The organism is Micromonospora sp. NPDC048930, from assembly GCF_043197935.1.
Classification (GTDB): Bacteria; Actinomycetota; Actinomycetes; order Mycobacteriales; family Micromonosporaceae; genus Micromonospora.
In genome coordinates, this window is record NZ_JBICUB010000002.1 from 144,900 (window position 1) to 170,038 (window position 25,139).

Annotated in this window: 22 protein-coding genes; 9 read left to right on the forward strand and 13 right to left on the reverse strand. The window is 72.9% G+C overall.

The genetic code is table 11. The features are described 5' to 3' along the window. Positions 1–39: 39 nt before the first annotated feature. Entirely contained in the window at positions 40–1,092 is a 1,053-nt protein-coding gene (locus ACGFI9_RS06025; RefSeq protein ID WP_393175501.1) for a hypothetical protein, read from the forward strand. Between the two features lie 124 nt (positions 1,093–1,216). After that, positions 1,217–4,003 carry a phosphoenolpyruvate carboxylase gene (gene ppc / locus ACGFI9_RS06030; protein WP_393175503.1) on the forward strand — a complete coding sequence of 929 codons (2,787 nt, stop codon included), beginning with the start codon at positions 1,217–1,219 and terminating at the stop codon, positions 4,001–4,003. A gap of 196 nt (positions 4,004–4,199) precedes the next feature. Here ppc and ACGFI9_RS06035 read toward each other — a convergent pair whose 3' ends face one another. After that, positions 4,200–5,009, reverse strand: coding sequence for a hypothetical protein (locus ACGFI9_RS06035; protein ID WP_393175505.1), 810 nt, complete (start codon positions 5,007–5,009; stop codon positions 4,200–4,202). 53 nt (positions 5,010–5,062) lie between these two features. Here ACGFI9_RS06035 and ACGFI9_RS06040 point away from each other — a divergent pair, with 53 nt between their 5' ends. Continuing rightward, entirely contained in the window at positions 5,063–6,307 is a 1,245-nt protein-coding gene (locus ACGFI9_RS06040; protein WP_393175507.1) for a DNA recombination protein RmuC, read from the forward strand. A gap of 82 nt (positions 6,308–6,389) precedes the next feature. Next, positions 6,390–9,698 carry a S8 family serine peptidase gene (locus ACGFI9_RS06045; protein ID WP_393175509.1) on the forward strand — a complete coding sequence of 1,103 codons (3,309 nt, stop codon included), beginning with the start codon at positions 6,390–6,392 and terminating at the stop codon, positions 9,696–9,698. Between the two features lie 74 nt (positions 9,699–9,772). On the opposite strand, the gene ACGFI9_RS06050 is transcribed toward ACGFI9_RS06045, so the two are convergent. Together ACGFI9_RS06050 and ACGFI9_RS06055 are read right to left on the reverse strand one after the other, a co-directional pair. Continuing rightward, positions 9,773–10,183 carry a hypothetical protein gene (locus ACGFI9_RS06050; protein ID WP_393175511.1) on the reverse strand — a complete coding sequence of 137 codons (411 nt, stop codon included), beginning with the start codon at positions 10,181–10,183 and terminating at the stop codon, positions 9,773–9,775. A gap of 43 nt (positions 10,184–10,226) precedes the next feature. After that, positions 10,227–11,213, reverse strand: coding sequence for a 4-hydroxy-3-methylbut-2-enyl diphosphate reductase (locus ACGFI9_RS06055; RefSeq protein ID WP_393175513.1), 987 nt, complete (start codon positions 11,211–11,213; stop codon positions 10,227–10,229). A gap of 149 nt (positions 11,214–11,362) precedes the next feature. On the opposite strand from ACGFI9_RS06055, the gene xseA reads away from it, so the two are divergent. Together xseA and ACGFI9_RS06065 are read left to right on the forward strand one after the other, a co-directional pair. Beyond that, positions 11,363–12,529 carry an exodeoxyribonuclease VII large subunit gene (xseA, locus tag ACGFI9_RS06060; RefSeq protein ID WP_393176620.1) on the forward strand — a complete coding sequence of 389 codons (1,167 nt, stop codon included), beginning with the start codon at positions 11,363–11,365 and terminating at the stop codon, positions 12,527–12,529. Between the two features lie 13 nt (positions 12,530–12,542). Continuing rightward, positions 12,543–12,755, forward strand: coding sequence for an exodeoxyribonuclease VII small subunit (locus ACGFI9_RS06065; protein ID WP_393175515.1), 213 nt, complete (start codon positions 12,543–12,545; stop codon positions 12,753–12,755). Between the two features lie 47 nt (positions 12,756–12,802). Here the strand turns inward: ACGFI9_RS06065 and ACGFI9_RS06070 are convergent, their stop codons facing one another. From ACGFI9_RS06070 to ACGFI9_RS06080, 3 genes are all read right to left on the reverse strand, one after another. Then, the gene (locus tag ACGFI9_RS06070) at positions 12,803–13,645 is read right to left on the reverse strand and encodes a hypothetical protein (protein ID WP_393175517.1); all 843 of its coding nucleotides are present in this window, start codon (positions 13,643–13,645) and stop codon (positions 12,803–12,805) included. Between the two features lie 215 nt (positions 13,646–13,860). After that, on the reverse strand, positions 13,861–14,670 hold the full coding sequence (locus tag ACGFI9_RS06075) for a hypothetical protein (RefSeq protein ID WP_393175519.1): 810 nt from the start codon (positions 14,668–14,670) through the stop codon (positions 13,861–13,863). A gap of 112 nt (positions 14,671–14,782) precedes the next feature. Next, the gene (locus ACGFI9_RS06080) at positions 14,783–15,550 is read right to left on the reverse strand and encodes a DUF4245 family protein (RefSeq protein ID WP_393175521.1); all 768 of its coding nucleotides are present in this window, start codon (positions 15,548–15,550) and stop codon (positions 14,783–14,785) included. 159 nt (positions 15,551–15,709) lie between these two features. On the opposite strand from ACGFI9_RS06080, the gene glpX reads away from it, so the two are divergent. Both glpX and ACGFI9_RS06090 read left to right on the forward strand, forming a co-directional pair. Continuing rightward, positions 15,710–16,741, forward strand: a complete 1,032-nt coding sequence (glpX, locus tag ACGFI9_RS06085) for a class II fructose-bisphosphatase (RefSeq protein ID WP_393175523.1) — start codon at positions 15,710–15,712, stop codon at positions 16,739–16,741. After that, entirely contained in the window at positions 16,738–17,703 is a 966-nt protein-coding gene (locus tag ACGFI9_RS06090; RefSeq protein ID WP_393175525.1) for a DMT family transporter, read from the forward strand. Before glpX ends, ACGFI9_RS06090 begins: the two co-directional genes overlap by 4 nt. A gap of 52 nt (positions 17,704–17,755) precedes the next feature. Here ACGFI9_RS06090 and ACGFI9_RS06095 read toward each other — a convergent pair whose 3' ends face one another. Then, positions 17,756–18,673, reverse strand: a complete 918-nt coding sequence (locus tag ACGFI9_RS06095) for an NAD-dependent epimerase/dehydratase family protein (protein WP_393175527.1) — start codon at positions 18,671–18,673, stop codon at positions 17,756–17,758. A 137-nt stretch (positions 18,674–18,810) separates the two neighbouring features. Here ACGFI9_RS06095 and ACGFI9_RS06100 point away from each other — a divergent pair, with 137 nt between their 5' ends. Further along, positions 18,811–19,503, forward strand: a complete 693-nt coding sequence (locus ACGFI9_RS06100) for a TetR/AcrR family transcriptional regulator (protein WP_393175529.1) — start codon at positions 18,811–18,813, stop codon at positions 19,501–19,503. A 7-nt stretch (positions 19,504–19,510) separates the two neighbouring features. On the opposite strand, the gene ACGFI9_RS06105 is transcribed toward ACGFI9_RS06100, so the two are convergent. From ACGFI9_RS06105 to ACGFI9_RS06130, 6 genes are all read right to left on the reverse strand, one after another. Then, a complete protein-coding gene (locus ACGFI9_RS06105) occupies positions 19,511–20,479 on the reverse strand; it encodes an NAD(P)/FAD-dependent oxidoreductase (RefSeq protein ID WP_393175531.1) in 969 nt (322 codons plus the stop codon). Between the two features lie 85 nt (positions 20,480–20,564). Then, positions 20,565–21,245, reverse strand: coding sequence for a rhomboid family intramembrane serine protease (locus ACGFI9_RS06110; protein WP_393175533.1), 681 nt, complete (start codon positions 21,243–21,245; stop codon positions 20,565–20,567). Between the two features lie 116 nt (positions 21,246–21,361). Continuing rightward, complete coding sequence (locus tag ACGFI9_RS06115) at positions 21,362–22,036, reverse strand: lytic transglycosylase domain-containing protein (protein WP_393175535.1); 675 nt, start codon at positions 22,034–22,036, stop codon at positions 21,362–21,364. Positions 22,037–22,356: 320 nt separating this feature from the next. Beyond that, positions 22,357–23,769 carry a PhoH family protein gene (locus tag ACGFI9_RS06120; protein WP_393175537.1) on the reverse strand — a complete coding sequence of 471 codons (1,413 nt, stop codon included), beginning with the start codon at positions 23,767–23,769 and terminating at the stop codon, positions 22,357–22,359. 346 nt (positions 23,770–24,115) lie between these two features. Further along, positions 24,116–24,541: a hypothetical protein gene (locus ACGFI9_RS06125; RefSeq protein WP_393175539.1), complete on the reverse strand. Its 426-nt coding sequence runs from the start codon at positions 24,539–24,541 to the stop codon at positions 24,116–24,118. 31 nt (positions 24,542–24,572) lie between these two features. Continuing rightward, positions 24,573–24,914, reverse strand: a complete 342-nt coding sequence (locus ACGFI9_RS06130) for a hypothetical protein (protein ID WP_393175541.1) — start codon at positions 24,912–24,914, stop codon at positions 24,573–24,575. Positions 24,915–25,139 lie beyond the last annotated feature (225 nt).

Genomic DNA, 25,139 nt, shown 5'->3' on the forward strand with positions numbered 1-25,139 from the left:
CCGCCCGGGCCGGGCATTTCTGGGCAATAGGCTGAGCCCGTGGAAGAGGCGGAGCGGGTCCTTCCGGTACGCGAATGGCTGCCGCGCACCGCGGCGCTGCTGGTCGGCACGCTCGCCCTGGCCACCGCGTTCATCGCCGCCTACGTGGGGGCGCTGCACCAGCCCACCCCGCGCGACGTGCCGGTCGGGGTCGTCCTCGGCGACCAGCGCGCGCAGGCGGTGATGGCCGCCGTGCGCGACCGGACCGACAAGATCAAACCCATCGAGTACGACGATCCGGACGCCGCCGACGACGGCCTCACCGCCCGCGAGGTGTACGGGGTGCTCAGCTCCGGTCCGGACAACGGGTTGCGCCTCACCACCGCAAGCGCCTCCGCGCCCGCCGCCGCCGAGGTGGTGACCCAGGTGTTCACCCAGGCCGCGCAACAGGCCAACCTGCCGATCCAGGTCAGCGACGAGGTGCCGGTGGAGCGGACCGACCCGCGCGGCCTCGTGCCGTTCTACCTGGCCGTGGGCTACGTGCTGGGCGGCTACCTGGCCTCCACCGCGCTGGGCCTGAGGACCGGCACCGCCCCGGTCAGCCTGCCCCGGGCCGGGCTGCGGGTCGCCGCGCTCGCCGTCTACTCGATCGTGCTGGGCATCGTCGGCGCAGCCGTCGTCGGGCCGATCCTCGACGTGTGGCACCACGACATCCCGGCGGTCGCCGCGGTGGGCGCGCTGGCGGTCTTCGCCGCCGCGATGGTGGCCTCCGCCGTGCAGGCCTGGCTCGGCCTGCTCGGCACCGGCATCGTGATCCTGCTGCTGGTGGTGCTCGGCAACCCCGGCTCCGGCGGGATCTACGCCCCGGAGTTCCTGCGCGGCTGGCTGCGTGGGATGCACCGGTGGAACGTGCCCGGGCTGACCACCGACCTGATCAAGTCGGCGGTCTACTTCGACCGTCGCTCGACGGGCTGGGCGCTGACCGGGCTCACCGTGTGGACCCTCGCCGGCATCCTCGGACTGCTCACCGCGACGCTCTTCCGCGCCCACCGGCGGGCCGTCCGCGACCGGCCCCGCCCCGCCCCCGCCGCCGGGCCGCGCGCCGATGGCTGAGCCGGTCCGCCCGTCCCAGAGTGCAGATCATCACGCGGTCCCCCTCCTGCGACCGGGGCCGACGCGGATACGATCCAGGGAGTCGGACAGCGCTGTCCTTCGTACTCGCGTAAGGAGCGCACCCGTGACCGACCAGCACGACCACGACGGCCCGGACGCCGCGCTGCGGGCCGACATCCGCCGCCTCGGGACCCTGCTCGGACAGACCCTGGCCCGCCAGGAGGGCCGACCGCTGCTCGACCTGGTCGAGGAGATCCGCGCCCAGGTCCGCTCCGACGCCCCGGCCGCCGCCCAGCGCCTCGCCGGCCTCGACGTCACCACCGGGACCAAGCTGGCCCGGGCCTTCTCCACCTACTTCCACCTGGCCAACATCACCGAACAGGTGCACCGCGCCCGCGACCTGCGCCGCCGCCGGGCCGTGCACGGCGGCTGGCTGGACCAGGCGGCCAAGATGATCGCCGAGCGCGGGGTGCCGGCCGAGGAGATCGCCGCCGCGGCCCGCCGGCTCGCGGTCCGCCCGGTCTTCACCGCCCACCCCACGGAGGCGGCCCGCCGCTCCATCCTGTCCAAGCTGCGCGCGGTCGCCGACGAACTGGACGCCGAGACCGCCAACGCCATCCTCTACGGGGCCAGCGACGAGGGCCCGGCCAACCGGCGCCTGGCCGAGCTGCTGGACCTGATGTGGCAGACCGACGAGCTGCGGCTGGACCGGCCGGACCCGACCGACGAGGCCCGCAACGCCATCTACTACCTGCGCGACCTGTACGCCGAGGCCGCCCCGCAGGTCCTCGACGACCTCGCCGACACGCTGCGCACCCTGGGCGTGGAGACCTCGCCGACCGCGCGCCCGCTGACCTTCGGCACCTGGATCGGCGGTGACCGGGACGGCAACCCGTTCGTCACCCCGATGGTCACCCGCGAGGTGCTGCGGATCCAGCACGAGCACGGCATCGAGGCCACCGAGAAGGCCATGGACGGGCTCATCAACGAGGTCTCCGTCTCCCGCCGGCTGCGCGCGGTCTCGCTGGACCTCTCCGCCAGCCTCGCCGCCGACCTGGACGCGCTGCCCGAGGTGGCACCCCGGTTCCGCCGGGTCAACGCCGAGGAGCCGTACCGGCTCAAGGCGCGCTGCGTGAAGGCGAAGCTGGCCAACACCCGGGAACGGCTGCGCAACGGCACGGCGCACGTGCCGGGGCGGGACTACCGCGGCTCGGCGGAGCTGATCGCCGACCTGGAGCTGCTGCGCGCCTCGCTGGCCCGCAACTCCGGGCAGCTCACCGCCGTGGGCCGGCTCGCCTCGACGATCCGTACGGTGTCCGCGTTCGGGCTGCACCTGGCGACCATGGACGTCCGCGAGCACGCCGAGGCGCACCACGCCGTGCTCGCCCAGCTCTACGCGGCGGTCGGCGAGGTGTCCGACTACCCTTCGCTGACCCGGCTGGAGCGCACCAAGCTGCTCGCCGACGAGTTGGCCGGCCGGCGGCCGCTCTCCACGCTGGACAGCCCGCTCACCGAGTCGGCGCAGAAGACGTTCGACGTGTTCGGGGCGATCCGGGAGGCGCAGGACCGGTTCGGCACCGAGGTGATCGAGTCGTACATCATCTCGATGACCCTCGGCGTGGACGACGTGCTCGCCGCCGTGGTGCTGGCCCGCGAGGCCGGCCTGATCGACGTGCACAGCGGCCGGGCCCGGATCGGCTTCGTGCCGCTGCTGGAGACCCCGGGCGAGCTGAACGCCGGCGGCGAGCTGCTGGACGAGCTGCTGTCGCTGCCGGCGTACCGGGCGCTGGTGGCGGCCCGGGGCGACGTGCAGGAGGTGATGCTGGGCTACTCCGACTCCAACAAGGAGGCCGGCATCACCACCAGCCAGTGGTCGATCCACCGGGCACAGCGCGCGCTGCGCGACGTGGCCGCCCGGCACGGCGTACACCTGCGGCTCTTCCACGGCCGGGGCGGCACGGTCGGCCGGGGCGGCGGCCCCACCCACGACGCCATCCTGGCCCAGCCCTACGGCACCCTGGACGGCGCGATCAAGGTGACCGAGCAGGGCGAGGTCATCTCCGACAAGTACACCCTGCCCGCGCTGGCCCGGGAGAACCTGGAGCTGACCGTGGCGGCGGTGCTCCAGGCCACACTGCTGCACACCGCGCCCCGGCAGCCGGCCGAGATGCTGGAACGCTGGGACGCCACCATGGACGTGGTCTCCGAGTCGGCGTTCCGGTCGTACCGGTCGCTGGTGGAGGACCCGGACCTGCCCGCGTACTTCTGGGCCTCCACCCCGACCGAGCTGCTCGGCGCGCTGAACATCGGCTCCCGGCCGGCGAAGCGGCCCAACACCGGCGCCGGTCTGGCCGGCCTGCGGGCCATCCCGTGGGTGTTCGGCTGGACGCAGACCCGGCAGATCGTGCCCGGCTGGTTCGGCGTCGGGTCCGGGCTGGCCGCCGCGCGGGCGGCCGGGCTGGAGGACGTGCTCGCCGAGATGAACCGGAACTGGCACTTCTTCCGCACGTTCCTGTCGAACGTCGAGATGATGCTGACCAAGACCGACCTCACCATCGCCCGGCGCTACGTGGAGACGCTGGTGCCGAAGAAGCTGCACCCGATCTTCGCGAAGATCGAGCAGGAGTACGAGCTGACCAAGCAGGAGGTGCTGGCGGTCACCGCCTCGCCGGCCCTGCTGGAGAACTCGCCGGTGCTCCAGCGCACCCTGGCGGTGCGGGACACCTACCTGGAGCCGCTGCACCACCTCCAGGTGGCGCTGCTGCGCCAGTACCGGGACTCCGGCGCCGCCGGGCGTGCGGTGGCGACCGCGCCGGGCGGCCGACGCGGCCCGAACGACGGTACGGCGCTGGAGCGGGCGCTGCTGACCACGGTCAACGGCATCGCCGCCGGCATGCGCAACACCGGCTGAGCCGCGCCCTCGCTGTCACGCGTCGCCTGAGGGCGTCTCGCTCGACGGCACCGCCGCGGGCGGCACACTACTCACCAGCGATATGTCGCAGAGTCATAAATATGCCTCTGCGACATGTCGCTTCCAGGTCATGTGCCCGCCGGCCCGCGACGCGCCCGCGAAGGCGGCCAAGTGCCGCCGGCCGCCGCCCCTGGGATCACCAGTCCCCGCCGCCGAAATCGCCCCCGAAGTCGCCACCGCCGTAGTCCCCGCCGCCATAGTCGCCGCCGGACCAGTCGCCCTGGTCGCCGGCGAACTGGTCGCCGCCGACGTCGTTGCCGCCCTGGTCGCCGTAGTCCTGGCCGTCGCCGAACCCGTCCTGGAAGCCCTCCTGGTAGCCGGCCTCGTAGCCGTAACCGGGGTCGGCGAAGGCCGGCGAGAAGAGCGCGTCGGCGATCAGGATGCCGCCGAGCACCCCGGCGCCGGTGCCGAGCGCGGTCTTCCACCACGGCGTCGAGTACCAGCCCGCCGGCACCCGCCGCCCCTGCCAGGTCCCGCCCGGGTAGTAGTAGGGCGTCCCGTTGCCCGGCTGCGGCCCGGCCCGGTAGGTCTGCCCCTGCACGTTGACCTCACGCTCCTTGGTCAGCATCCCGGCGCCCCGGGCGGCGGCCAGCGGCGGCAGCTCCGGCCCCGGGTCGATGCCCATCGCGGTACGCGCCGCCCGGATGTACGCCAGCCCCTCCAGCGCCGTCTCCCGGGCGAGCGCGAACTGGTGCGGGGTACGCGCCTGCTCCAGCTGGGAGCCGGCCGCGTTGTACCGCTCGCCGGCGTCGGCCAGCGCCTGGCGTACCGCCGGGGCGTCGCCGTGCAGGTTCATCAACTGCCCGCCGAGCCGCTCGTACCACCGCTGCGCCTCGGCGCGCGCGTCGGCCAGTTCGGTCGCCCGCCGGGACCTGCTCCCCCACCGCCAGAACACCAAGGCACCTCCGAGCATCAGGACCAGGACCAGCCCCAGCGCAACTTCCATGACTCGACGGTACCCACCGGGGGCACGTCGTACCCGTTTGGCAAGCTGCGGTCATGAGCTTCTCGACGCTGGCCGTGGTGATCGTCTGCCTCGCCGCGGGCGGCGCGGTCGGCTGGCTGGCCGCTCGGTCCCGATCGGCGACCGAGATCGCCCGGCTGGAGGCCACCCTCGCCGCCACCCGGGCGGGCGAGGGGCGGCTGGAGCAGTCCATGCGGGCGCTCAGCTACGAGGCGACCGCCCAGTCCCAGGAGGCCGTGGCGCGGGCGGTCGCCCCGCTGCACGACACCCTCCGCCGCTACGAGCAGCGGGTCGCCGAGCTGGAGCGGGACCGGGTCGACGCGTACGCCGAACTGCGCGAGCAGGTCCGGGCGATGAGCACCGTCTCCGGGGAGCTGCGCACCGAGACCAAGCAGCTCGTCGCCGCGCTGCGCGCCCCGCAGGTGCGCGGCCGGTGGGGCGAGCACCAGCTCCGCCGGATCGTCGAGGCGGCCGGCATGCTCGAGCACTGCGACTTCAACGAGCAGGTCACCGCCGCCACCGACCACCAGGGGGTACGCCCCGACCTGGTGGTCCGGCTGCACGGCGGCCGGACGGTGGTGGTGGACGCCAAGGCGCCCTTCGACGCGTACCTGACCGCGATGGAGGCGCGCGACGAGCGGGGGCGGGACACCCAGCTCGACGCGCACGCGCGGCATCTGCGGGCGCACGTGGACTCGCTCGCCGCCAAGTCCTACTGGGCGGCGTTCGACCAGACCCCGGAGTTCGTGGTGCTCTTCGTGCCGGCCGACCCGTTCCTCGACGTGGCGTTGCAGCGCGACCCGACGCTGCTGGAGCACGCCTTCGCCCGCAACGTGGTGCTCGCGACGCCGGCCACCCTGGTGGCGCTGCTGCGTACGGTCGCCTACTCCTGGCGGCAGGAGGCGCTGGCCCGTAACGCCGCCACCGTCCACTCGCTGGCCCGTGAGCTGTACGGCCGACTGTCCACGCTGGGGGACCACGTCGGCAAGCTCGGCGCCTCGCTCGGCGGGGCGGTGACCGCGTACAACCGCGCGGTCGGGTCGCTGGAGGCGCGGGTGCTGGTGAGCGCCCGCAAACTGGCCGAGCTGGGCGTCTCCGACCAGGAGCTGATCGCCCCGGCGCAGGTGGAGATCACACCGCGCCAGCCGCAGGCGCCGGAACTGCTCGACGGGCCGTCCACATCGGCCGAACGGTCGGCGGGCATCGACGTTCCACACGGTCCGCGTGACGAGGACGGCCTATCGGAGTCACGGACCGGTCACAAATCTACTCCGGAGTAGTGACACGGATCAGGGCACCCCGAAGGATCACGGGCACACGTGCCCTGTTTCTGAAGGGCCCTGTTCTCTGGAGGAAGAGAACGTGAGTCAACCCCGCAACCGGAGCCGGCGTACCTCCGCCGCGCTCTTCGCCTCGGTCCTGGCGGCCGGCGCCATGACCGTCGGGGGCGGCGCCGCGACCGCGAGCGCAGCCCCCGCCGCCGCACCCGACGCCTCGCAGCCGACCGCCGTCGAGGCCCTGGGCGCGCACGACGCCAAGCTCCTCGACGAGGCGGAGGCGAAGCACGCGCCGACCGTCACCCTGATCATCGCCGCCAGGAAGGGCTCCGCCGACCGGGTCGCCGACGGCCTCGAAGGGCTCGGCGCCACCGTCAGCCAGCGGTACGACCAGGTCGGCTACCTGCTGGCCAAGGTCCCCACCGCGAAGGTGCTGAAGGCCGCCACCCTGCCCGGTGTCTCCGCCGTCGACCTCGACGAGACCATCAAGCTCCCCGACCCGACCCCCGAGGCCGCTCCCGCCGGCGCCAGGACCGCCGAGCAGGGCGAGACCCTCGCCGGGCCGGGTGCCGACACCGGCGCGGTCAACCCGTACATGCCGACCAACGAGACCGGGGCGGAGGCGTTCAAGGCCGCGCACCCGACGTGGGACGGCCGGGGCGTGACCATCGGCATCATGGACTCCGGTGTGGACCTGGACCAGCCGGCGCTGCAGAAGACCACCACGGGCGAGCGGAAGATCGTCGACTGGGTCACCGCCACCGACCCGCTGGAGGACGCCAGCTGGCGGCCGATGCTGACCGAGGTGACCGGCCCGACGTTCACCACCGGCAGCGGCGCCTCCGCCGTCACCTGGACCCTGCCGGCGGGCACGTACAAGTTCAACACCTTCCGGGAGTCCATCACCGCGGCCAGCGACCCGCGGGGTGACGTCAACCGCGACGGCGACACCACCGACGCCTGGGGCGTCCTCTACGACCCGGTCAGCCACGACATCCGGGTGGACGTCAACCAGAACCGCGACTTCACCGACGACGAGGTGATGCGGCCGTACAAGGAGAAGTTCCAGGTCGGCCACTTCGGCACGGACAACCCGGCCACCGCGGTCCGGGAGCAGATGCCCTTCGTGGTGGAGTACCGGGAGGACGTCAACACCGCCCCGGTCGGCGGCCCCGGCCTGGTCGACTACGTGAACATCGGGATCATCGAGAGCACCCACGGCACCCACGTCGCCGGCATCACCGCCGCCAACGACATGCTGGGCAACAGCGCCTTCGACGGCGCCGCCCCGGGCGCCAAGCTGGTCTCCGCCCGGGCCTGCTCGTGGGGTGGCGGCTGCACCGCCGCGGCGCTCACCACCGGCATGGTCGACCTGGTGGTCAACCGCAAGGTCGACGTGATCAACATGTCGATCGGCGGCCTGCCGGCGCTGAACGACGGCGGCAACGCCCGGGCCGAGCTCTACAACACCCTGATCACCACGTACGGCGTGCAGATGTTCATCTCGGCCGGCAACTCCGGCCCGGGCCTGAACACGGTCGGCGACCCCTCGGTGGCCAGCAACGTGGTCAGCGTCGCGGCGAACGTCAGCAAGGACACCTGGCTGGCCAACTACGGCTCTGTGGTCCGCAAGGAGAACGCGCTGTTCAACTTCTCCTCGCGCGGCCCGCGTGAGGACGGCGGCTTCAAGCCGAACATCACCGCCCCCGGCTCGGCCATCTCCACCGCGCCGACCTGGCAGCCCGGCGTCCCGGTCGCCGAGGCCGGCTACCCGCTGCCCCCGGGCTACCAGATGCTGAACGGCACCTCGATGGCCTCGCCGCAGGCCACCGGCGCCGCCGCGCTGCTGCTCTCCGCCGCCAAGGCCACCGGCCAGGCGGTCACCCCGGCCGCGCTGCGTCGGGCCGTCTACACCTCGGCCGAGCCGATCGCGGGCGTCCCGACGTACGCCCAGGGCTATGGCATGTTCAACGTGCCGGGCGCGTGGGACCTGCTCGCCGACGGCGTGCCGACCCGCTCGTACACCTCCGAGGCCCCGGTCTGCACCGAGCTGTCGGAGAACCTGACGAAGTACAACCCGGACAGCGGCGTGTTCGAGAAGAACCCGAACGTGGGCACCGGCGTCTACAACCGCTGCGCCATCGGCCAGGGCGGCCAGCAGGTCAAGGAGGACCGCCACTACGCGGTCAAGCTGACCCGCACCAGCGGCCCGAACAGGACCATAAAGCACACGATCGCCTTCCGGGGCAACGACGGCACCTTCTCCGCGCCGAGGATCGTGCCGCTGCCGCTGAACCAGACCGTCACCGTCGACCTGAAGGCGAAGGCGCTGACCACCGGCGCCCACGGCGCCATCATGACGATCGACGACCCGGCCACCCCGGTGGTCGACTTCGAGGTCTCCACCGTTGTGGTGGTTCCGCATGCGGTCTCCGCCCCCGACTACTCCTTCACCACCGAGGGATCGGTCGAGCGGAACAGCTTCACCTCGTACTTCGTGACGGTTCCGGAGGGCGCGGGCGCGCTCCAGGTCAACCTCTCCGGCATCGCCACCGGCTCGCAGACCCGGTTCATCGCCTTCAACCCGTACGGCGTGCCGGTCGAGAGCACCGCGAGCACCGGCTGCTACACCAACTTCTCCGACCCCGCCGTCTGCAAGCCGCAGGAGCGGGACTACCAGAACCCGATCGCGGGCGTCTGGGAGATCGAGGTGGAGGCCCGGCGTACCTCGCCGAGCCTGGACAACCCGTTCCAGCTCCAGGCGCGGGTGCAGGGTGTCGCGGTCGAGCCGGCCGTCGTCGAACTGCCGTCGGTCACCGCCGGCACCCCGGCCGAGGTGAGCTGGGGCCTGACCAACACCTTCGGCCCGGTTCGGGTGACCGGCGTCGGCGGCCCGTTGGCCAGCGTGCACACCGAGCGGCCGAGCATCCTCCAGGGTGGTCGCCAGGAGTACCTGGTGGACGTCCCGGCGGGCGCCACCTCGTTCACCGCCCGGATCGGCAACACCACGGACCTCGGCGCCGACCTGGACCTGTACGTCTTCCGCGGGACCACCGAGGTCGGCCGCTCGGCCGACGGCGACTCGGAGGAGGCCGTCACCCTGACCAACCCGGTCCCGGGCACCTACCGGGTCCGGGTCGACGGCTACGCGGTCGCCGCCGGTGGCACCACGTACGACTACCGGGACTCGTTCTCGGCCCCGGCGCTGGGTTCGCTCTCCGCGCCCAGCACCCCGCTGTTCCTGGCCAACGGCGCCACCGCCACCCTGACCGGTTCGGTGACCGCCCTGTCCACCCCGGCCGCCGGCCGGGAGCTCTACGGTGACCTGGCCGTCACCACCATCGAGGGCGCGGTCGTCGGCCGCGGCTCGGTGGCCGTCGGCACGGTCAACTGACCACCGCCGGACCCGAGGAGCCCCGCCCCCCCGTTCGGGGGCGGGGCTCCTTCCTGTTCGGTACGGGCGTGCGGTCAGGCCGGGCGGACGGACTCGACGACGAAGGGCGTGCCCTGCTGGCAGGTGGTCACCAGGTCGGGCTGGGAGTGCCCGGTGACGGTCACCCGGGCGCCGGCCTTGAGCGCACCCCGTGGCGCGCCGACCAGCAGGTTGCCGTCGAGCAGGAAGCAGTTCGGTTCCACCCCGGCCTGCACCGTCCCGGTGAGGGTGGTGCTGCCGCCGGCCGGCTTGGACGCGCCGCCTCTCGGGGGCGTCGGGTCGAGCGGGTTGGACGGGTCGTTGGACGTGGCGCTGGGGTCGGGGGCGCTGGTCATCGGGGTGGCTCCCGTCGTTCCGGGGCTGGCGGGGTCGGCGCCCGGGGCGGCGCAGGCGGTCAGCGCCGCCGCGGCGACCAGGGCGACGAGCACCGTCCGAGGAGTCTTCATACCCCGTTGGACGGCCCCGACGCCTGATCCGTTCCGGCTCCCGTCAGCCGCGGGCGGTCGCCGCCCGCATGTCCCGCTTGAGCTCCTGCGGCAGCGAGAAGGTCAGCCGCTCGTTGGCGGTGGTGATCTCCTCGACGTCGGCGAAGCCCCGCTCGGCCAGGTGCGCGAGCACCTGCTGGACCAGCTCGTCCGGCACGCTGGCGCCGGAGGTGACCCCGACGGTACGGGCGTCGGCCAGCCAGGCGTCGTCGATCTCGTGGGCGAAGTCGACCAGGTGCCCGGCGCGGGCGCCCGCGTCCAGGGCGACCTCGACCAGGCGTACCGAGTTGGAGGAGTTGCGCGAGCCGACCACGATCACCACGTCGCAGTCCGCCGCGATCTCCTTGACCACGTGCTGCCGGTTGGAGGTGGCGTAGCAGATGTCGTCGCTGGGCGGCGACTGGAGCAGCGGCAGCTTCTGCTTGAGCCGGGCCACGGTCTCCAGCGTCTCGTCGACCGAGAGGGTGGTCTGGGAGAGCCAGACGACCTTGTTCGGGTCGCGGACGGTGACCTTGTCGACGCCGTCCGGGCCGTCGACCAGCTGGATGTGCGCGGGGGCCTCACCGGCCGTGCCGATGACCTCCTCGTGGCCCTCGTGGCCGATCAGCAGGATGTCGTAGTCCTCGGCGGCGAACCGGCGGGCCTCCTGGTGCACCTTGGTGACCAGCGGGCAGGTCGCGTCGATCGCCTTGAGGGAGCGCTCCCTGGCCTGCTCGTAGACCTCGGGGGCGACGCCGTGCGCGGAGAAGATCACGGTGGCGCCCTCCGGCACCTCCTCGTTCTCCTCCACGAAGATCGCGCCCTTGGCCTCCAGGGTCTGCACCACGTGCTTGTTGTGCACGATCTGCTTGCGGACGTAGATCGGGGCGCCGTAGAGCTTCAACGCCTCCTCGACGGTCTGCACCGCCCGGTCCACGCCCGCGCAGTAGCCGCGGGGCTTGGCCAGGAGCACGCGCTTGCCGGTCCGGGGAGTGGTGTCAGGCTCAGTCACCCGACCATCGTACGTGCCCGATTTTTCCTCGGCAGCGGCCGCGACCCGGAGGTGTCGGTCCCGGGCCGTAGGGTGGGCGGGTGAGCGAGGTGGGGCAGGGCGGCGCGGAGGCGGGGCGGAGCACGTCCGAGGAGCCGTGGCCGGTCCGGGTGGTCAGCCAGAAGATCAGCGCCTGGATCGCCCGACTGGGCTGGGTCTGGGTCGACGGGCAGGTCGCCCAGATCAGCCGCCGCCCCGGCGCCACCACCGTGTTCCTCACCCTGCGTGATCCGTCGGCGGATCTCAGCCTCACCGTCACCACCAACCGCGACGTGCTCGACACGGGCGCGCCGGAGCTGCGCGAGGGCGCCCGGGTGGTGCTGCACGCCAAGCCGGAGTTCTACGCCGCCCGCGGCACGCTCAGCCTGCGCGCCGACGAGATCCGCCAGGTCGGGCTGGGCGAGCTGCTGGCCCGGTTGGAGAAGCTCAAGAAGCTGCTCGCCGCCGAGGGGCTCTTCGACCGGTCCCGCAAGCGGCGCCCCCCGTTCCTGCCCGGCCGGATCGGGCTGATCACCGGCCGCGCCTCGGCGGCCGAACGGGACGTGCTGACCAACGCGCGGCGGCGCTGGCCGGCGGTGGAGTTCCGGACCGTGAACGTCGCGGTGCAGGGGCCGAGCGCGGTGCCGCAGATCGTCGACGCGCTCAAGGTGCTCGACGCCGACCCGGCGGTCGACGTGATCGTCATCGCCCGGGGCGGCGGCAGCATCGAGGACCTGCTCCCCTTCTCCGACGAGGCGCTCTGCCGGGCGGTCTTCGCCTGCCGTACGCCGGTGGTCAGCGCGATCGGGCACGAGACCGACGCGCCGCTGCTGGACTACGTCGCCGACGTCCGCGCGTCCACGCCGACCGACGCGGCCAAGCGGATCGTCCCCGACCTCACCGAGGAGGTACGCCTCATCGGCCAGGCCCGCTCCCGGTTGGAGCGGGCGGTCCGCAACCTGGTCGACCGGGAGTCGCACCGCCTCGACCTGCTGCGCTCCCGCCCGGTGCTGGCCCGCCCGCAGGTGATGATCGACCAGCGGGCGACCGAGGTCATCGCGCTGCGGGACCGGGCCGGCCGCTGCCTGGACCACCGGCTCGGCGCGGCCGGCGACGACCTGCGGCACACCCTGGCCCGGCTGCGGGCCCTCTCCCCCGCGGCGACCCTCGACCGGGGATACGCGATCGTCCAGCGCGCCGACGGCCACGTGGTCCGCGCGGCGTCGGAGGTGACCAAGGGCGACCCGCTGCGGGTACGCCTCGCCGAGGGCGAGCTGGCCGCGACCGTGAACGGCTGATGAGATGGGACCGATGACTGACGAGAAGCAGGACGAGCGGCTCAGCTACGAGCAGGCCCGCGCCGAGCTGGCCCAGGTGGTCGAGCGGCTGGAGGCCGGCGGCACGTCGCTGGAGGAGTCGCTGGCGCTCTGGGAGCGCGGCGAGCAGCTCGCCGGGATCTGCCAGCGCTGGCTGGACGGCGCCCGGGCCCGGATCGACGCCGCCCGGCAGCGCGCCGAGGAGTAGCCGGGTACGCCGACGGGACGGCCGGGGCCGTCCCGTCGAACGCGTGCTCAGTTGAACAGGTTGTAGAACTCCGGCGGCGCCTCGACGACCTGGTCGGCCGGGGGCTTCTGCGCGGCGGTCGCGTTGCCGTAGTCCGAGTACGTGATCTTGATGTCCTGCGCGGCGTTCTGCCCGGCCGCCGGCACCTGGAGCACCAACTCGGTGAGCCGGCCCTGCGGGTCGACCTTGGCGGTGAAGGGCACGGTCTTCGCCTGCGCCCCGAGCGCGGTGATCACGGCCGGGTCGAGCGAGCCGGCCTGGGCCGCCTTCGACACGTCGACGGTGCCCGCGTACGCGCCGTCGCCGGTCTGCCGGACCTCGGTGATGCCCTGGGTCAGCACGGCGCTGCCGGCCGGGTCGAGCTGGTCGAAGTCGAAGCCGAGCGCCCGGTTGCCCTTGATCCGGGTCTGGTCGAGGTGCTGGTACTTGCCGAGGTTGAGCTTCTGTACCCCGGGGACGCTGCTCGCCGCCTTGCCGCCCAGCTCCAGCTTCACCCAGCTGTCCGGCTTGGCGTGGATCAGGTCCAGCTTCATCATCAGGTCGGACGACGGGTCGCCGATGGTCATCCGCATCTCCGCGCTCTGGCTCGGCTCGTGCACCTGCCCCTCGGCGGTGGAGCCCGCGCCGGACATGGTGAACCGGAAGTTCCCCTCGCGGATCGCGTTGGTGGAGTTGAGCAGCGCCTGCTTTGCGTCGCCGGTGCCCGGCGTACCGCTCGGGGCGATGCTGCCCGAGATCGTGGGGGACGCGGAGGCCCCCGCCTCGCCGGTCCCGGTGCCGTTGCAGGCCGTCAGGCCGGGGATGAGCAGTGCCGCGGCGAAGGCCGCCGCGCTGAAGCGTCGAATCTTCACGTGAACCCCTCCAGGTGGGTCGTCCGGCCCACGAGGTGCCGGAGGCGTGGCGCCGCAGCCCTCACGCCGGCTCCGGCGCACGAGCCCCGTCCGGCCGCCGTGGCGGCCCGGTCGGCTCGTACCCTCTTCTGTTCCCTGAAGCGGTGTTTCGCAATCCCTGTCCGGTCCGAGGCGCCGGGTGGGGACGGCCGACGCCGCCCCCACCCGGACCCGGATCAGGCCTGGAACATCTCGTAGACCTTGTCGGACGCCTCGACGACCTGGCCGGCCGGCGGCGCCTGGACGGCGGTGGCGGCGCCGTAGTCGGCGTACTTGACGGTCACGGTCGACGCCGGGATGCTGCCGGCGGCGGGCACCTCGACGGTGAACTCGGTCAGCCGGCCCTGCGCGTCGAGCTTCGCGGTGAACGGCACGGCCTTGGCCTTGTCGCCGAGGGCCCTGACCGCCTCGGCGTCGAGCACGTCGGAGTCGGTGGCCTTGGTGGCGTCGATGGTGCCCGCGTACGTGCCCTCACCGGTCTTCTTGACGTCGGTGATCGCCGCGATCATCTTGTCGCTGCCGGCCGGGTCGACGTCCGTGAAGTCGAAGTTCAGGTTCTTGGCGTCCTTGATCTTGCTGCGATCCAGGTGCTGGTACTTGCCCTTCATCTCCTTGAAGCCGGGGATGGAGTCGGCCATCGCGCCGAGGTCCAGCTGGACCCAGCTGTCGGTGTCGATGAAGACCAGGTGCATCTTCATGTCCTCGGCGGAACCGGTACCGCTGCTGAGCTTCATCTCGGCGCTCTTGGAGGGCATGTGCACGGTGCCCTCGCCGTTGAACTCGCCGCCGGAGATGGTGAAGGTGAAGTTGCCCTTCTTGATCTCCTGGGTGGAGGCCACCACGGCCTCCTTCGCGTCCGCGGGAACCGCTGGGGCGGTGGACTTGCTCTCGGCGGTCGGCGAGTCGGCCTCGGTCTTGCAGGCGGCCAGACCGGGCACGAACAGGGCGGCGGCGAGGACGCCGACGCTGAACCGTCGAATGTTCACGTTGTAACTCTTTCCGGTGAGCTGTCCGGACACGTCGCGTGTGCCGGTTCCGTCAGGTCTGGGCAGCCTAGCGGACGGGTGCGACGGCCGGGGGGCACGCGGCGGCGACGGGTCAGCGCAGGGCGCCCACGAGCTGGCGCAACTCGTTCTCACCGGCATCGCCCACCACGATCACCGTACGGTTCGGTTCCAGCAGCACGAGGGCCTGCTCGTTGTCCCGGGCGGTGTAGCGCTGCCAGGTCCGGCCCGGCAGGTCGACCGGCCCCTGCGGCCGGCCACCCTTCAGCTCCGCGGGCAGCAGCTTGTCGGCGGGCACGCTGCTCTCCACCAGCTGGGCACCCCGACCCTCCGGGGTCAGGTAGCCGATCCGCAGCGTCGCGCCGCCCGCCTCGGCCTGGTAGCGGGCGCTGACCGTACGCCAGCCCTTGCCGAGGCCCTCCGGTTGACTGACCGGGAAGGCACCGGCCGACCGGGCCTGCTCGACGGCGGGCGCCGGGTCGACGGTGGCCGGCGCGTCCCCGCCGAGGAAGCCCCGGTAGAAGGCGAGCAGCAGCGCGATCGGCACCAGCAGCACCAGCAGCGAGAGGGCCATGTCGCGGGGCGACCGCTCGGACCGCGACTTCTCGGTACGGGCGGGCGGCGCCGGCTGGTCGCCGGAGACGGCCGGGTGGCTGCTCGCGCCGCCCCGGGCCGGGCCGTCGACCGGTTCGACCAGGGCCGGCTCCCCCGCCTCGGGCAGCGGCGCGGGCGCGGTCGACGGCTCGGCCAGGGCCGGCTCGCCGGCCTCCGGGGCCGGTCCGGCGGTGGACCGGACCGGCGGCTGGCCGTCGGGTGGGGTGGCGTCGGCCGGTACGCGGTCGGCAGGCTGTGCGGGTTCCACCGGGCCATTCTCGCAGCCGTCCGGGTGACGTGATCCTGGCCTCCTCCGCCCCGCTCCGGCGCCGAACCTGAGATCGTGTGAGGATCAGCGACAAAACCGGCGGCGGCGACGGACGGGTCCCGCCGGTCCACCCCGCAACGTCGCGAGGAGGAAGCCGTCATGACAACCACCAGGACGCGGACGCCGCAGAATCTCGACCGTAACCTCGCCCTCGATCTGGTCCGGGTCACCGAGGCCGCGGCGATGGCCGCCGGCCGCTGGGTCGGCCGGGGCGACAAGGAGGGCGGCGACGGCGCAGCCGTCGACGCCATGCGCAAGCTGATCAACTCGATCCCGATGAAGGGTGTCGTGGTGATCGGCGAGGGCGAGAAGGACAACGCCCCGATGCTCTTCAACGGCGAGGAGGTCGGCGACGGGACCGGTCCCGAGGTGGACGTGGCGGTCGACCCGATCGACGGCACCACCCTGATGAGCAAGGGCATGCCGAACGCCCTCGCGGTGCTCGCGGTGGCCGAGCGCGGCGCGATGTTCGACCCGAGCGCCGTCTTCTACATGGAGAAGCTGGCCGTCGGCCCGATGTACGCCGACGTGGTCGACATCAACGCCGGGGTGGCCGAGAACATCCGGCGGATCGCCAAGGTCAAGGGCACCGACACCGCGGAGGTGACGGTCTGCGTGCTGGACCGGCCGCGCCACGACGACCTGGTGAAGCAGATCCGGCGTACCGGGGCGGGCATCCGGTTCATCTCCGACGGTGACATCGCGGGCGCCATCGCGGCGGCCCGCGGCGAGTCCGACGTCGACGTGCTGATGGGCGTCGGCGGCACCCCGGAGGGCATCACCGCGGCCTGCGCGCTCAAGTGCATGGGCGGCATGATGCAGGCCAAGCTCTGGCCGAAGGACGCCGAGGAGCGGGAGAAGGCGCTCGCCGCCGGGCACGACCTGGACCGGGTGCTGTTCACCGACGACCTGGTCACCGGGGACAACTGCTTCTTCGTGGCCACCGGGGTCACCTCCGGCGACCTGCTGCGCGGTGTCCGCTACCGGGCCGGCGGGGCGTACACCCAGTCGATCGTGATGCGCTCCAAGAGCGGCACGATCCGGGTGATCGACTCGTACCACCGGCTGGAGAAGCTCGCGCTCTACTCGGCGGTCGACTTCGACGGCCGCCCCCTGGCCGAGCAGGAGTGACCGCGACCGGGACGGCGGCGCCCCCCACGCTGCCGACCACGCGGCGGATCGCCGGCGTCGGGCTGGCCACCGCCTCGGGGGTCGCGGTGGCCGTGCAGTCCCGGATCAACGGCGAGCTCGGCGTACGCCTGGCCGACGGGATCGCCGCGGCGGTGGTGTCGTTCGGCCTGGGCCTGCTGATCCTGCTGGTGCTGGTCCCCGCCACCCCCGGTGGCCGGCGGGGACTGGCCGCCCTCCGGGCGGCGCTGCGGGACGGCTCGCTCCGGCCGTGGCAGTGCCTCGGCGGGGTGTGCGGCGCCTTCCTGGTGGCCACCCAGGGGCTGACCATCGGCACGCTGGGCGTCGCGGTGTTCACCGTGGCGGTGGTGGCCGGGCAGTCCGGCAGCAGCCTGCTGGTGGACCGGGCCGGCATCGGGCCGGCCGGCCCTCAGCCGGTCACCCCGAACCGCCTGGTCGGCGCGGCGCTCACCGTGCTGGCCGTGGTGCTGGCGGTGGGCGACCGGCTCGGTGACCCGGCCGCCCTGGCCCTCGCCCTGCTGCCGCTCGCGGCCGGGGTGGGTATCGCCTGGCAGCAGGCGGTGAACGGCCGGGTGCGGGCGGCCGCCGGCAGCGCCACGACGGCCACCCTGGTCAACTTCACCGTCGGCACGGCGGCGCTGCTCGCCACCTTCGCTGTGGAGGCGGCGCTCCGCGGTCGGCCGGGCGGCGGCCTCCCGAGCGAATTCTGGCTCTACCTGGGCGGACCGATCGGCATCGTGTTCATCGCACTCGCCGCCGCCATCGTCCGCTTCACCGGGGTGCTGCTGCTCGGCTTGGCCACCATCGCCGGGCAGATCGTCGGGGCGGTCCTGCTGGACCTGGTGCTGCCGACCAAGGCGTCGCACCCCGGACCGACCACCCTGCTCGGGGCGGCGTTGACCCTCGTCGCGGTGCTGATCGCCGCGCTGAGCCCGCGCCGGTGAGGAAGGGGCCCTCGTCAACGCCCGCCGCACAGAAGGCCCCTCCCGACGCCAGTCAGCCCCGCAGCCCGGCCACCGTCTCCTTGACCACCTGGTCCAGCGGGGTCGGCTCGACGCCCAGGGTGGCGGTGGCCGCGGTGGAGTCCATCACGAACGGCCGGTCGAACTGGTAGGCGGTCTCCCGCAGCTCACGGGCCATCGGGTTGGCGAACCCGGCCAGCCACAGCAGCGGGTAGGGCATCCGGGTCAGCTTCGGCGCGGGCGCGCCGACCAGGGCCGCCGCGCGGGCGGCCAGGCCCCGCATCGGCACGGCGGGCGCGCTGGGCACGTGCCACGGCCGCCCCCAGGCCCGTTCGTCGGTCGCGGCGGCGACCAGGGTACGGGCGACATCCGGGATGTACGTCCAGGTGTGCGGGGCGTCCCAGTCGACCGGCAGGAAGACCCGCTGCCCGGCGAGCACCCGGGGCAGCACCATCATGGCCAGCGAGGTCCCGCCGACCCCGACGTAGTCGGAGCCGCGTACCTCGGTGACCCGGACCCGGCCGGCCCGGTGCGCGGCGAGCGCGTCGGCCCACATCCGGTTCCGCACCTGCCCCTTGTGGCCGGTGGCGGCGAGCGGGGTCGCCTCGGTCATCGGACCGTCGACCGGCCCGTACCCGTAGAGGTTGCCGACCGCGGCCAGCACCGCGCCGGTCCGCTCGGCGGCGGTGAGCAGCGCGGCGGCCAGCGGCGGCCAGTCCACCGGCCACCGGTGGTACGCCGGGTTGGCGCAGTTGTAGAGGGCGGCGGCGCCCTCGGTCAGCGCGGTGAGCCGTTCGGCGTCGGCGGCGTCGGCGGCGATCCGCTCGATGGCCGGGTGCTCGGGGCCGGTGCCGCGCCGGGTCACCACCCGCACCCGTTCGCCGCGCTCGGCGAGGAGTCGGGCGATGGCAGTGCCGACCGGGCCGGCGCCGACGATCACGTCCAGGGACATGGGGTCCACCCTTCGGAAGCAGAAGCCTGTTTCGAGAGCACCGCTCTCGCAACAGAGCATGCCTCCTCGGACGACCCGCCGTCAAGAGCAGTGCTCTCTATTTTGATTGGCGCTCTCAGTCGTGGCAGAGTGGGGGCATGGTCGCTCCCTCGCTCCGCGCCCGGGTCCGCGCCGGCATGATCGAAGAGATCAAGGCGGTGGCCCGCCGCCACCTGGCCACCGACGGCGCCAACCTCTCGCTGCGCGCCGTCGCCCGGGACATGGGCATGGTCTCCTCCGCGATCTACCGCTACTTCCCCAGCCGCGACGACCTGCTCACCGCGCTGATCCTGGAGGCGTACGAGTCGCTCGGGGACGCGGTGGAGGCGGCGGACGCCGGGGTCGACCGGGCCGACCTGCGCGGACGCTGGCACGCCGTGTGCCGGGCGGCCCGGACCTGGGCACTCGACCACCCCGCCGAGTACGCCCTGCTCTACGGCAGCCCGGTCCCCGGGTACGCGGCCCCGCAGGACACCGTCGCGCCGGCGTCCCGGCCCCCGCTGACCCTGGTCGGCATCCTGCGCGACGGTGTCGCCGCCGGCCGGCTGGACCCGCCCGACGACGACCTGCCCGAGCCGGTCCGCGCCGACCTCGCGGAGCTGGCCGCCGCCTTCTTCCCCGGGCTGCCCGAACCGCTGCTGGCCCGGGGCATGGCCGGCTGGACCCAGCTCTTCGGGCTGATCAGCTTCGAGCTGTTCGGCCGGACCAACGGGATGCTGCCGCACCGCGACGAGTACTTCGACCACCAGACCGGGCTGATGGCCGACCTGATCGGCCTGCCCGCCGCTTGACCCCCGGTCAACTCCCGTCCGAGGAGTGGCCCGGGAAGAGGTGGGCGGTGGGGTCGATGGCCACGGCCGCGTTGTTCACCGCCGTCGCCGCCTCGCCGAACCCGGTGGCGATCAGCCGCACCTTGCCCGGGTACTCGGTGATGTCGCCCGCCGCGAAGACCCGGGGCAGGTTGGTCGCCATCGTGCTGTCCACCACGATGTGCCGGCGGTCCAGCCGCAGGCCCCACTCGGCGAGCGGTCCCAGGTCGGCGGTGAAGCCGAGGGCGGCCACCACGGTGTCCACCGGCAGCGTCTCCACCGCGCCGCCGCGTACGGCGATCTCGGCGCCGGTGACGCGCTCGTCGCCGTACAGCCGGGTCACCTCGGCGTTGACCACCACCCGGATCGGCAGGGCCCGGACCCGCTCGACGGTCGAGGCGTGCGCCCGGAACTTCTCCCGCCGGTGCACCAGGGTCACCGAGCGGGCGATCGGCTGGAGCGTGACCGCCCAGTCGAACGCCGAGTCGCCACCGCCCACGATCAGCACGTCCCGGCCGGCCAGCTCGTCCGGCTGCGGTACGAAGTAGACGATCCCGGTGCCCACGAAGCTGTCGGCCACCGGCAGCGGGCGGGGGGTGAAGCTGCCCAGCCCGCCGGTCACCAGCACCGCCCCGCAGCCCAGTTGCTCACCCCCGGCCAGGCCCAGCACCGGCCGGCCGTCGACGTGGGAGAGCTTCTCCGCCCGCGTGTTGAGCAGGTACTCGGGGTGGAAGGGCGCGGCCTGGGCGACCAGGTTCGCGACGAGGTCCCGCCCCTTGATCGCCGGGAACCCGGCGACGTCGAGGATGAGCTTCTCCGGGTACATCGCGGTCACCTGCCCACCCGGCTCGGGCAGCGCGTCGACCACGGCCACGGAGAGTCCGCGGAACCCGGCGTAGTACGCGGCGAAGAGGCCGGTCGGACCGGCTCCGATCACGGCGACATCGACCTCGCGCATGGCGTACCGTCACTTTCGCCAACGGATCAACGCGTGTTGATCCCGACGGTAGGCCCCGGGTCGGCCCCGGGCAAGCACATCCCAGCTACACGTCGACGCCTGGTCGGGGCATGGTCACGGTGGGCGACTCCGTACGCTCCGGCTCCGGCGGCTCGGCCCGGCGGCGCCGGAACAGGATCGCCGCGACCGCCCCGCCGAGCAGCCCGAACAGGTGCCCCTGCCAGGAGATGCGCTCGTCGGTGGGGAGGATGCCGAGCAACTGCCAGCCGTAGAGCAGGCCGACCAGCAGCACCACCGCGAAGTTCCACCAGCTCCGCTCCACCACGCCCCGGGTGAGCAGGATGCCGAGGTAACCGAAGATGACCCCGCTCGCGCCGACCACGACCGAGTTGGGCGAGCCGGTGAACCACACGCCCAGCCCGCTGACCAAAATGATCACCAGGGTCGACCAGAGGAACCGGCGGGTGCCGGCGGCCAGCACGAAGGTGCCGAGCAGGATCAGCGGGATGCTGTTGCTGTAGAGGTGGTTCCAGCCGGCGTGCAGGAACGGGGAGAACAACACCCCGTCGAGACCCTGGATCCGGCGGGGGATGATGCCGGCGGTGACGTCCAGGTTGGCGTGCAGCCCGACGTCGAGGGCCTCGACGAGGAAGAGCACCGGGACGACCGCGCACATCGCCACGAAGGCCCGGCCGAGCGAGGCGTAGAACGCCTCGGTGCCGAACCGTTGGGAATCGCCGCCCGTCGGGCCGCCGCGCCAGGTCACGTACCAACAGCTATCAGCAATCACCGCCGGCCGCCACCCAGGCGGGCGGTTCCGCCGGCGGACGACGGTGGCGGAGTGTGCGGATCCCCGCACCCTCCGCCGCCGTCAACGTCCGATCAGTACCAGCCGGTGCTCTGCGAGTGCTGCCAGGCGCCGCACGGGTCGTCGTACCGGCCCTCGATGTAGCCGAGGCCCCACTTGATCTGGGTGGCCGGGTTGGTCTTCCAGTCGTCGGCGACCGAGCCCATCTTGCTGCCCGGGAGCGCCTGCGGGATCCCGTACGCCCCGGACGACTCGTTGTAGGCCTTGTGGTTCCAGCCGCTCTCCTTGGTCCAGAGCTTGTCCAGACACGGGAACTGGTCGATGCCGAAACCCTCGTCCAGCATGATCGCGCAGCCGATCTGCCGGTTGCCGGTGTACTCCTCGCACGAGGTCGGGATCGGCCCGTCGTACGGCTTCGCCGCGGCCGCCGCCTCGCGCTCCTTCTTCCGGGACGCGGCGGCCGCCTCGGCCTCCTTGGCCCGCTCGGCGGCCTCCTTGGCCGCCGCCGCCGCGCGCAGCTTCGCCTGGTACTCGGCGGCCCGCTGCTTGGCGGAGTCCAGCCGGTGGTCGGCCTGCCGGTCGCGCTGGTACGCGTACTCCGCCTGGTCGACCTCAAGGCCGACCTGCGCGGTCAGGCCCTGTTGCTGGGTCTGTCGGTCTTCGCCCAGATAGAAGCCGCCGGCAACGCCCACGGAGAGCAGTGCGACAGCGGCCGTACGGGCGCCGAACCGGCTCCACAGCCGACTCACGAAGTGGTCCCTTCGTCGGGGGCAAGGACACGACGCGACGCGTGGCTCGATCACCACGCCGGCGTCGTGAGCGCCCCGACCCTGCGGTCACAGCCGGCGCACCGGAGTCAGTGGATCTCCGCCCTGGCACGGCGGATGACGCCTGACGATCTTCCGGGCGGGCCTCCAGGTCCCCGCGCGGCCTCCGCCGGGGTGAACTGGAGTTGTCGGAGTCGCTCGATGGACACCATTGCGCACAGTGAGGCGGATGGGAAACCAAGGACGCATTTTGTGACCTGCACCACAAAGCGAAAGCCATCAAAACCGGGCAAAGGGGCGCTTCAGAGCGGGATGTCCTCCAACAGATCCGTGACCATTGCGGCGATCGGAGAACGCTCCGAACGGCTGAGGGTGACGTGCGCGAAGAGGTGATGACCCTTCAACGCCTCGATGACCGCGGTCACCCCGTCGTGCCGCCCGACCCGGAGGTTGTCCCGCTGCGCCACGTCGTGGGTGAGCACCACCCGCGACCCCTGGCCGATCCGGGACAGCACGGTGAGCAGGACGCCCCGCTCCAGCGACTGCGCCTCGTCCACGATCACGAAGGCGTCGTGCAGGCTCCGCCCCCGGATGTGGGTCAGCGGCAGCACCTCCAGCAGGCCGCGCGAGGTGACCTCCTCCAGCACGTTCTCGTGCACCACGGCACCGAGCGTGTCGAAGACCGCCTGGGCCCAGGGGGACATCTTCTCCGTCTCGGAGCCCGGCAGGTAGCCCAGCTCCTGGCCGCCGACCGCGTAGAGCGGGCGGAAGACGATCACCTTCTTGTGCCGGCGGCGCTCCATCACCGCCTCCAGCCCCGCGCAGAGCGCCAGGGCGGACTTGCCGGTGCCCGCCCGGCCGCCCAGCGACACGATGCCGATCGACTCGTCCAGCAGCAGGTCGAGTGCCACCCGCTGCTCGGCCGAACGACCGTGCACGCCGAACGCCTCCCGGTCGCCCCGGACCAGCCGGACGGTCTTGTCCGGCAGCACCCGCCCGAGCGCCGAGCCCCGCCCGGAGTGCAGCACCAGCCCGGTGTGGCAGGGCAGGCCGGCGGCCCCGTCCAGGTCCAGCGTCTCGCCCGCGTACAGCCGGGAGATCTCCTCCTCGCCCAGCTCCAGCTCGGCCATCCCGGTCCAGGTCGGGTCGCTGGCCTGATCGTGCCGGTACTCGTCGGCACGCAGGCCGACCGAGGCCGCCTTCACCCGCAGCGGCATGTCCTTGCTGACCAGGGTGACCTCACGCCCCTCGGCGGCGAGGTTGAGCGCCACGGAGAGGATCCGGGCGTCGTTCGAGTCGCTGCGGAAGCCGGCCGGCAGCACCCCGTCGTCGGTGTGGTTGAGCTCCACCCGCAGGGTGCCGCCCTGGTCGTTGGCGGGGACCGGCCGGTCCAGCCGGCCGTGCTTCACCCGCAGCTCGTCCAGCATGCGCAGGGACTGGCGGGCGAACCAGCCGAGTTCGGGATGGTGCCGCTTCCCCTCCAGCTCGGAGATGACCACCAGCGGCAGCACCACCTCGTGCTCGGCGAAGCGGTGGAACGCCGCGGGGTCGGAGAGCAGGACCGAGGTGTCCAGGACGAAAGCCTGGCCGGATGGTCGGGGCTCCTCGGTGCCGGCCGACCCGGCGGCCGCGCGGCGGCTGCGGGTGGTCCGGCGGGTCGTGGCGGTCGCGGCCGGCGGCTGGTCGGCACCGGCGGGGGTACGGCGAGTGGTCACAGGCCTGCTCCGCGGATGGGCACCCGGCCACCCGAGTTCCGCCTCTTCCGGTGCCCGGTCGGACACGGGGTCGGATGCGGGCCCCGTGCGCGAGGTCGCAGGTCCGGGCGATCCGGCTGGCCCGGGAAAACCCCGTGCCATGGCTAGACGCTAGCGGCAGTTCAAGCCGTCGGCTAGTGGTCCATGTGGATCTCACCTGACCGCGAGGTGAACGGGGTGCGGCGGAACCGGCCGGGATGCATGCCCCCTGCGCGCATCCCGGCCGGCGGAGCCACCGTCACCGGTCTGACGTGACTCCGACGGTGCGTGTCCGCCGCGGACGCCGCACCGTGCTCGTGGGGCCGGGTCAGCCCTGCCGGCGGACCAGGGTGCCGGTCTGCCGCCCGCCCACCGGTGCGGCGGCGCTGAACGAGGACCCGGTGTAGGTGGTGCCGGACCGGGTGACGAGCCCACCGAGCTGTGCGGTCGCGGTGGCCCGCGGCGACGGCCGGGCGGTGACCGCGGCCGGGGCGGCCGTGCCGGCGAAGGGAGCCGTGGCGCGGGTCGCCGCGGCGGTCCCCGTCGTCGGGGCGGGGCGGGCCAACGCCGAGGCGATCGCGGCCTGCGCGTCGCGGCGCCGCCGGTTCCAGGCGCCCCGGTCCCCGTCGAAGTACCCCTGCCGGTAGCCGAAGCGGTAGCCGATCCGGTAACTGAGCTGGCCGTGCAGCCGACCGGCGGCGTAGCAGGTCGAGCCGAGCACGAGCACGAGCACGACGGCCACGAACGGGCTCATCCCATCACCCCCGTCGGCGTGGCGGCCCGGCTCATCGCTCCTCCGGCTCGGCCAGCGGATCGATCACCAGCAGCCGCTCCAGGTCGTCGACGCTGACCTCCTCGACCAGCTCCACGCTGATCCGACAGCCGTCCAGCATCACCTCGGCGACCGACGCCCGCCGGATCTCACCGCCGGCGTCGTAGACCCGCACGCTCAGTTCGGGGCAGCCGAGGTGGGTACGCCAGGCGTTCCACTCGGCCCGGTCGCCGACGCTCAGCGAGAGGTACCGGCAGCCCCGGGCGAGGTAGAGACGCCACGGGGCGCTGAGCCCGGCGGCCACCCCGTCCGCGATCAGGCCGAAGGCCTGGGCACGCGTCGCGAGCTCGGTCACGAGACCCCCTCGGCACCCGCGGAGTGACGCATGTGAGCACTAGTCGTCTCATGCACGTGACACACCGTAAGTTGTCCCATGAGCGTGACAGTATCAGCTTTTCGTCTGTTTACCGCCGTACTGGCGTCCATCTATTCTGCCCGGGTGACACCCCTCAGAAGCAGCGGAGAATCGTTTACCGGGAATCCGAATCCGCCGTCACGTTCGCGTGACAACAGCGTGCCG

Coding starts and splice junctions, on each gene's coding strand:
- ACGFI9_RS06125 (WP_393175539.1), bottom strand. CDS start 24,541: ATGAGCCCGTTCGTGGCCGTCGTGCTCGTGCTCGTGCTCGGCTCGACC.
- ACGFI9_RS06065 (WP_393175515.1), top strand. CDS start 12,543: ATGACTGACGAGAAGCAGGACGAGCGGCTCAGCTACGAGCAGGCCCGC.
- ACGFI9_RS06035 (WP_393175505.1), bottom strand. CDS start 5,009: ATGGAAGTTGCGCTGGGGCTGGTCCTGGTCCTGATGCTCGGAGGTGCC.
- ACGFI9_RS06105 (WP_393175531.1), bottom strand. CDS start 20,479: ATGCGCGAGGTCGATGTCGCCGTGATCGGAGCCGGTCCGACCGGCCTC.
- glpX (WP_393175523.1), top strand. CDS start 15,710: ATGACAACCACCAGGACGCGGACGCCGCAGAATCTCGACCGTAACCTC.
- ACGFI9_RS06095 (WP_393175527.1), bottom strand. CDS start 18,673: ATGTCCCTGGACGTGATCGTCGGCGCCGGCCCGGTCGGCACTGCCATC.
- ACGFI9_RS06050 (WP_393175511.1), bottom strand. CDS start 10,183: ATGAAGACTCCTCGGACGGTGCTCGTCGCCCTGGTCGCCGCGGCGGCG.
- ACGFI9_RS06040 (WP_393175507.1), top strand. CDS start 5,063: ATGAGCTTCTCGACGCTGGCCGTGGTGATCGTCTGCCTCGCCGCGGGC.
- ACGFI9_RS06100 (WP_393175529.1), top strand. CDS start 18,811: ATGGTCGCTCCCTCGCTCCGCGCCCGGGTCCGCGCCGGCATGATCGAA.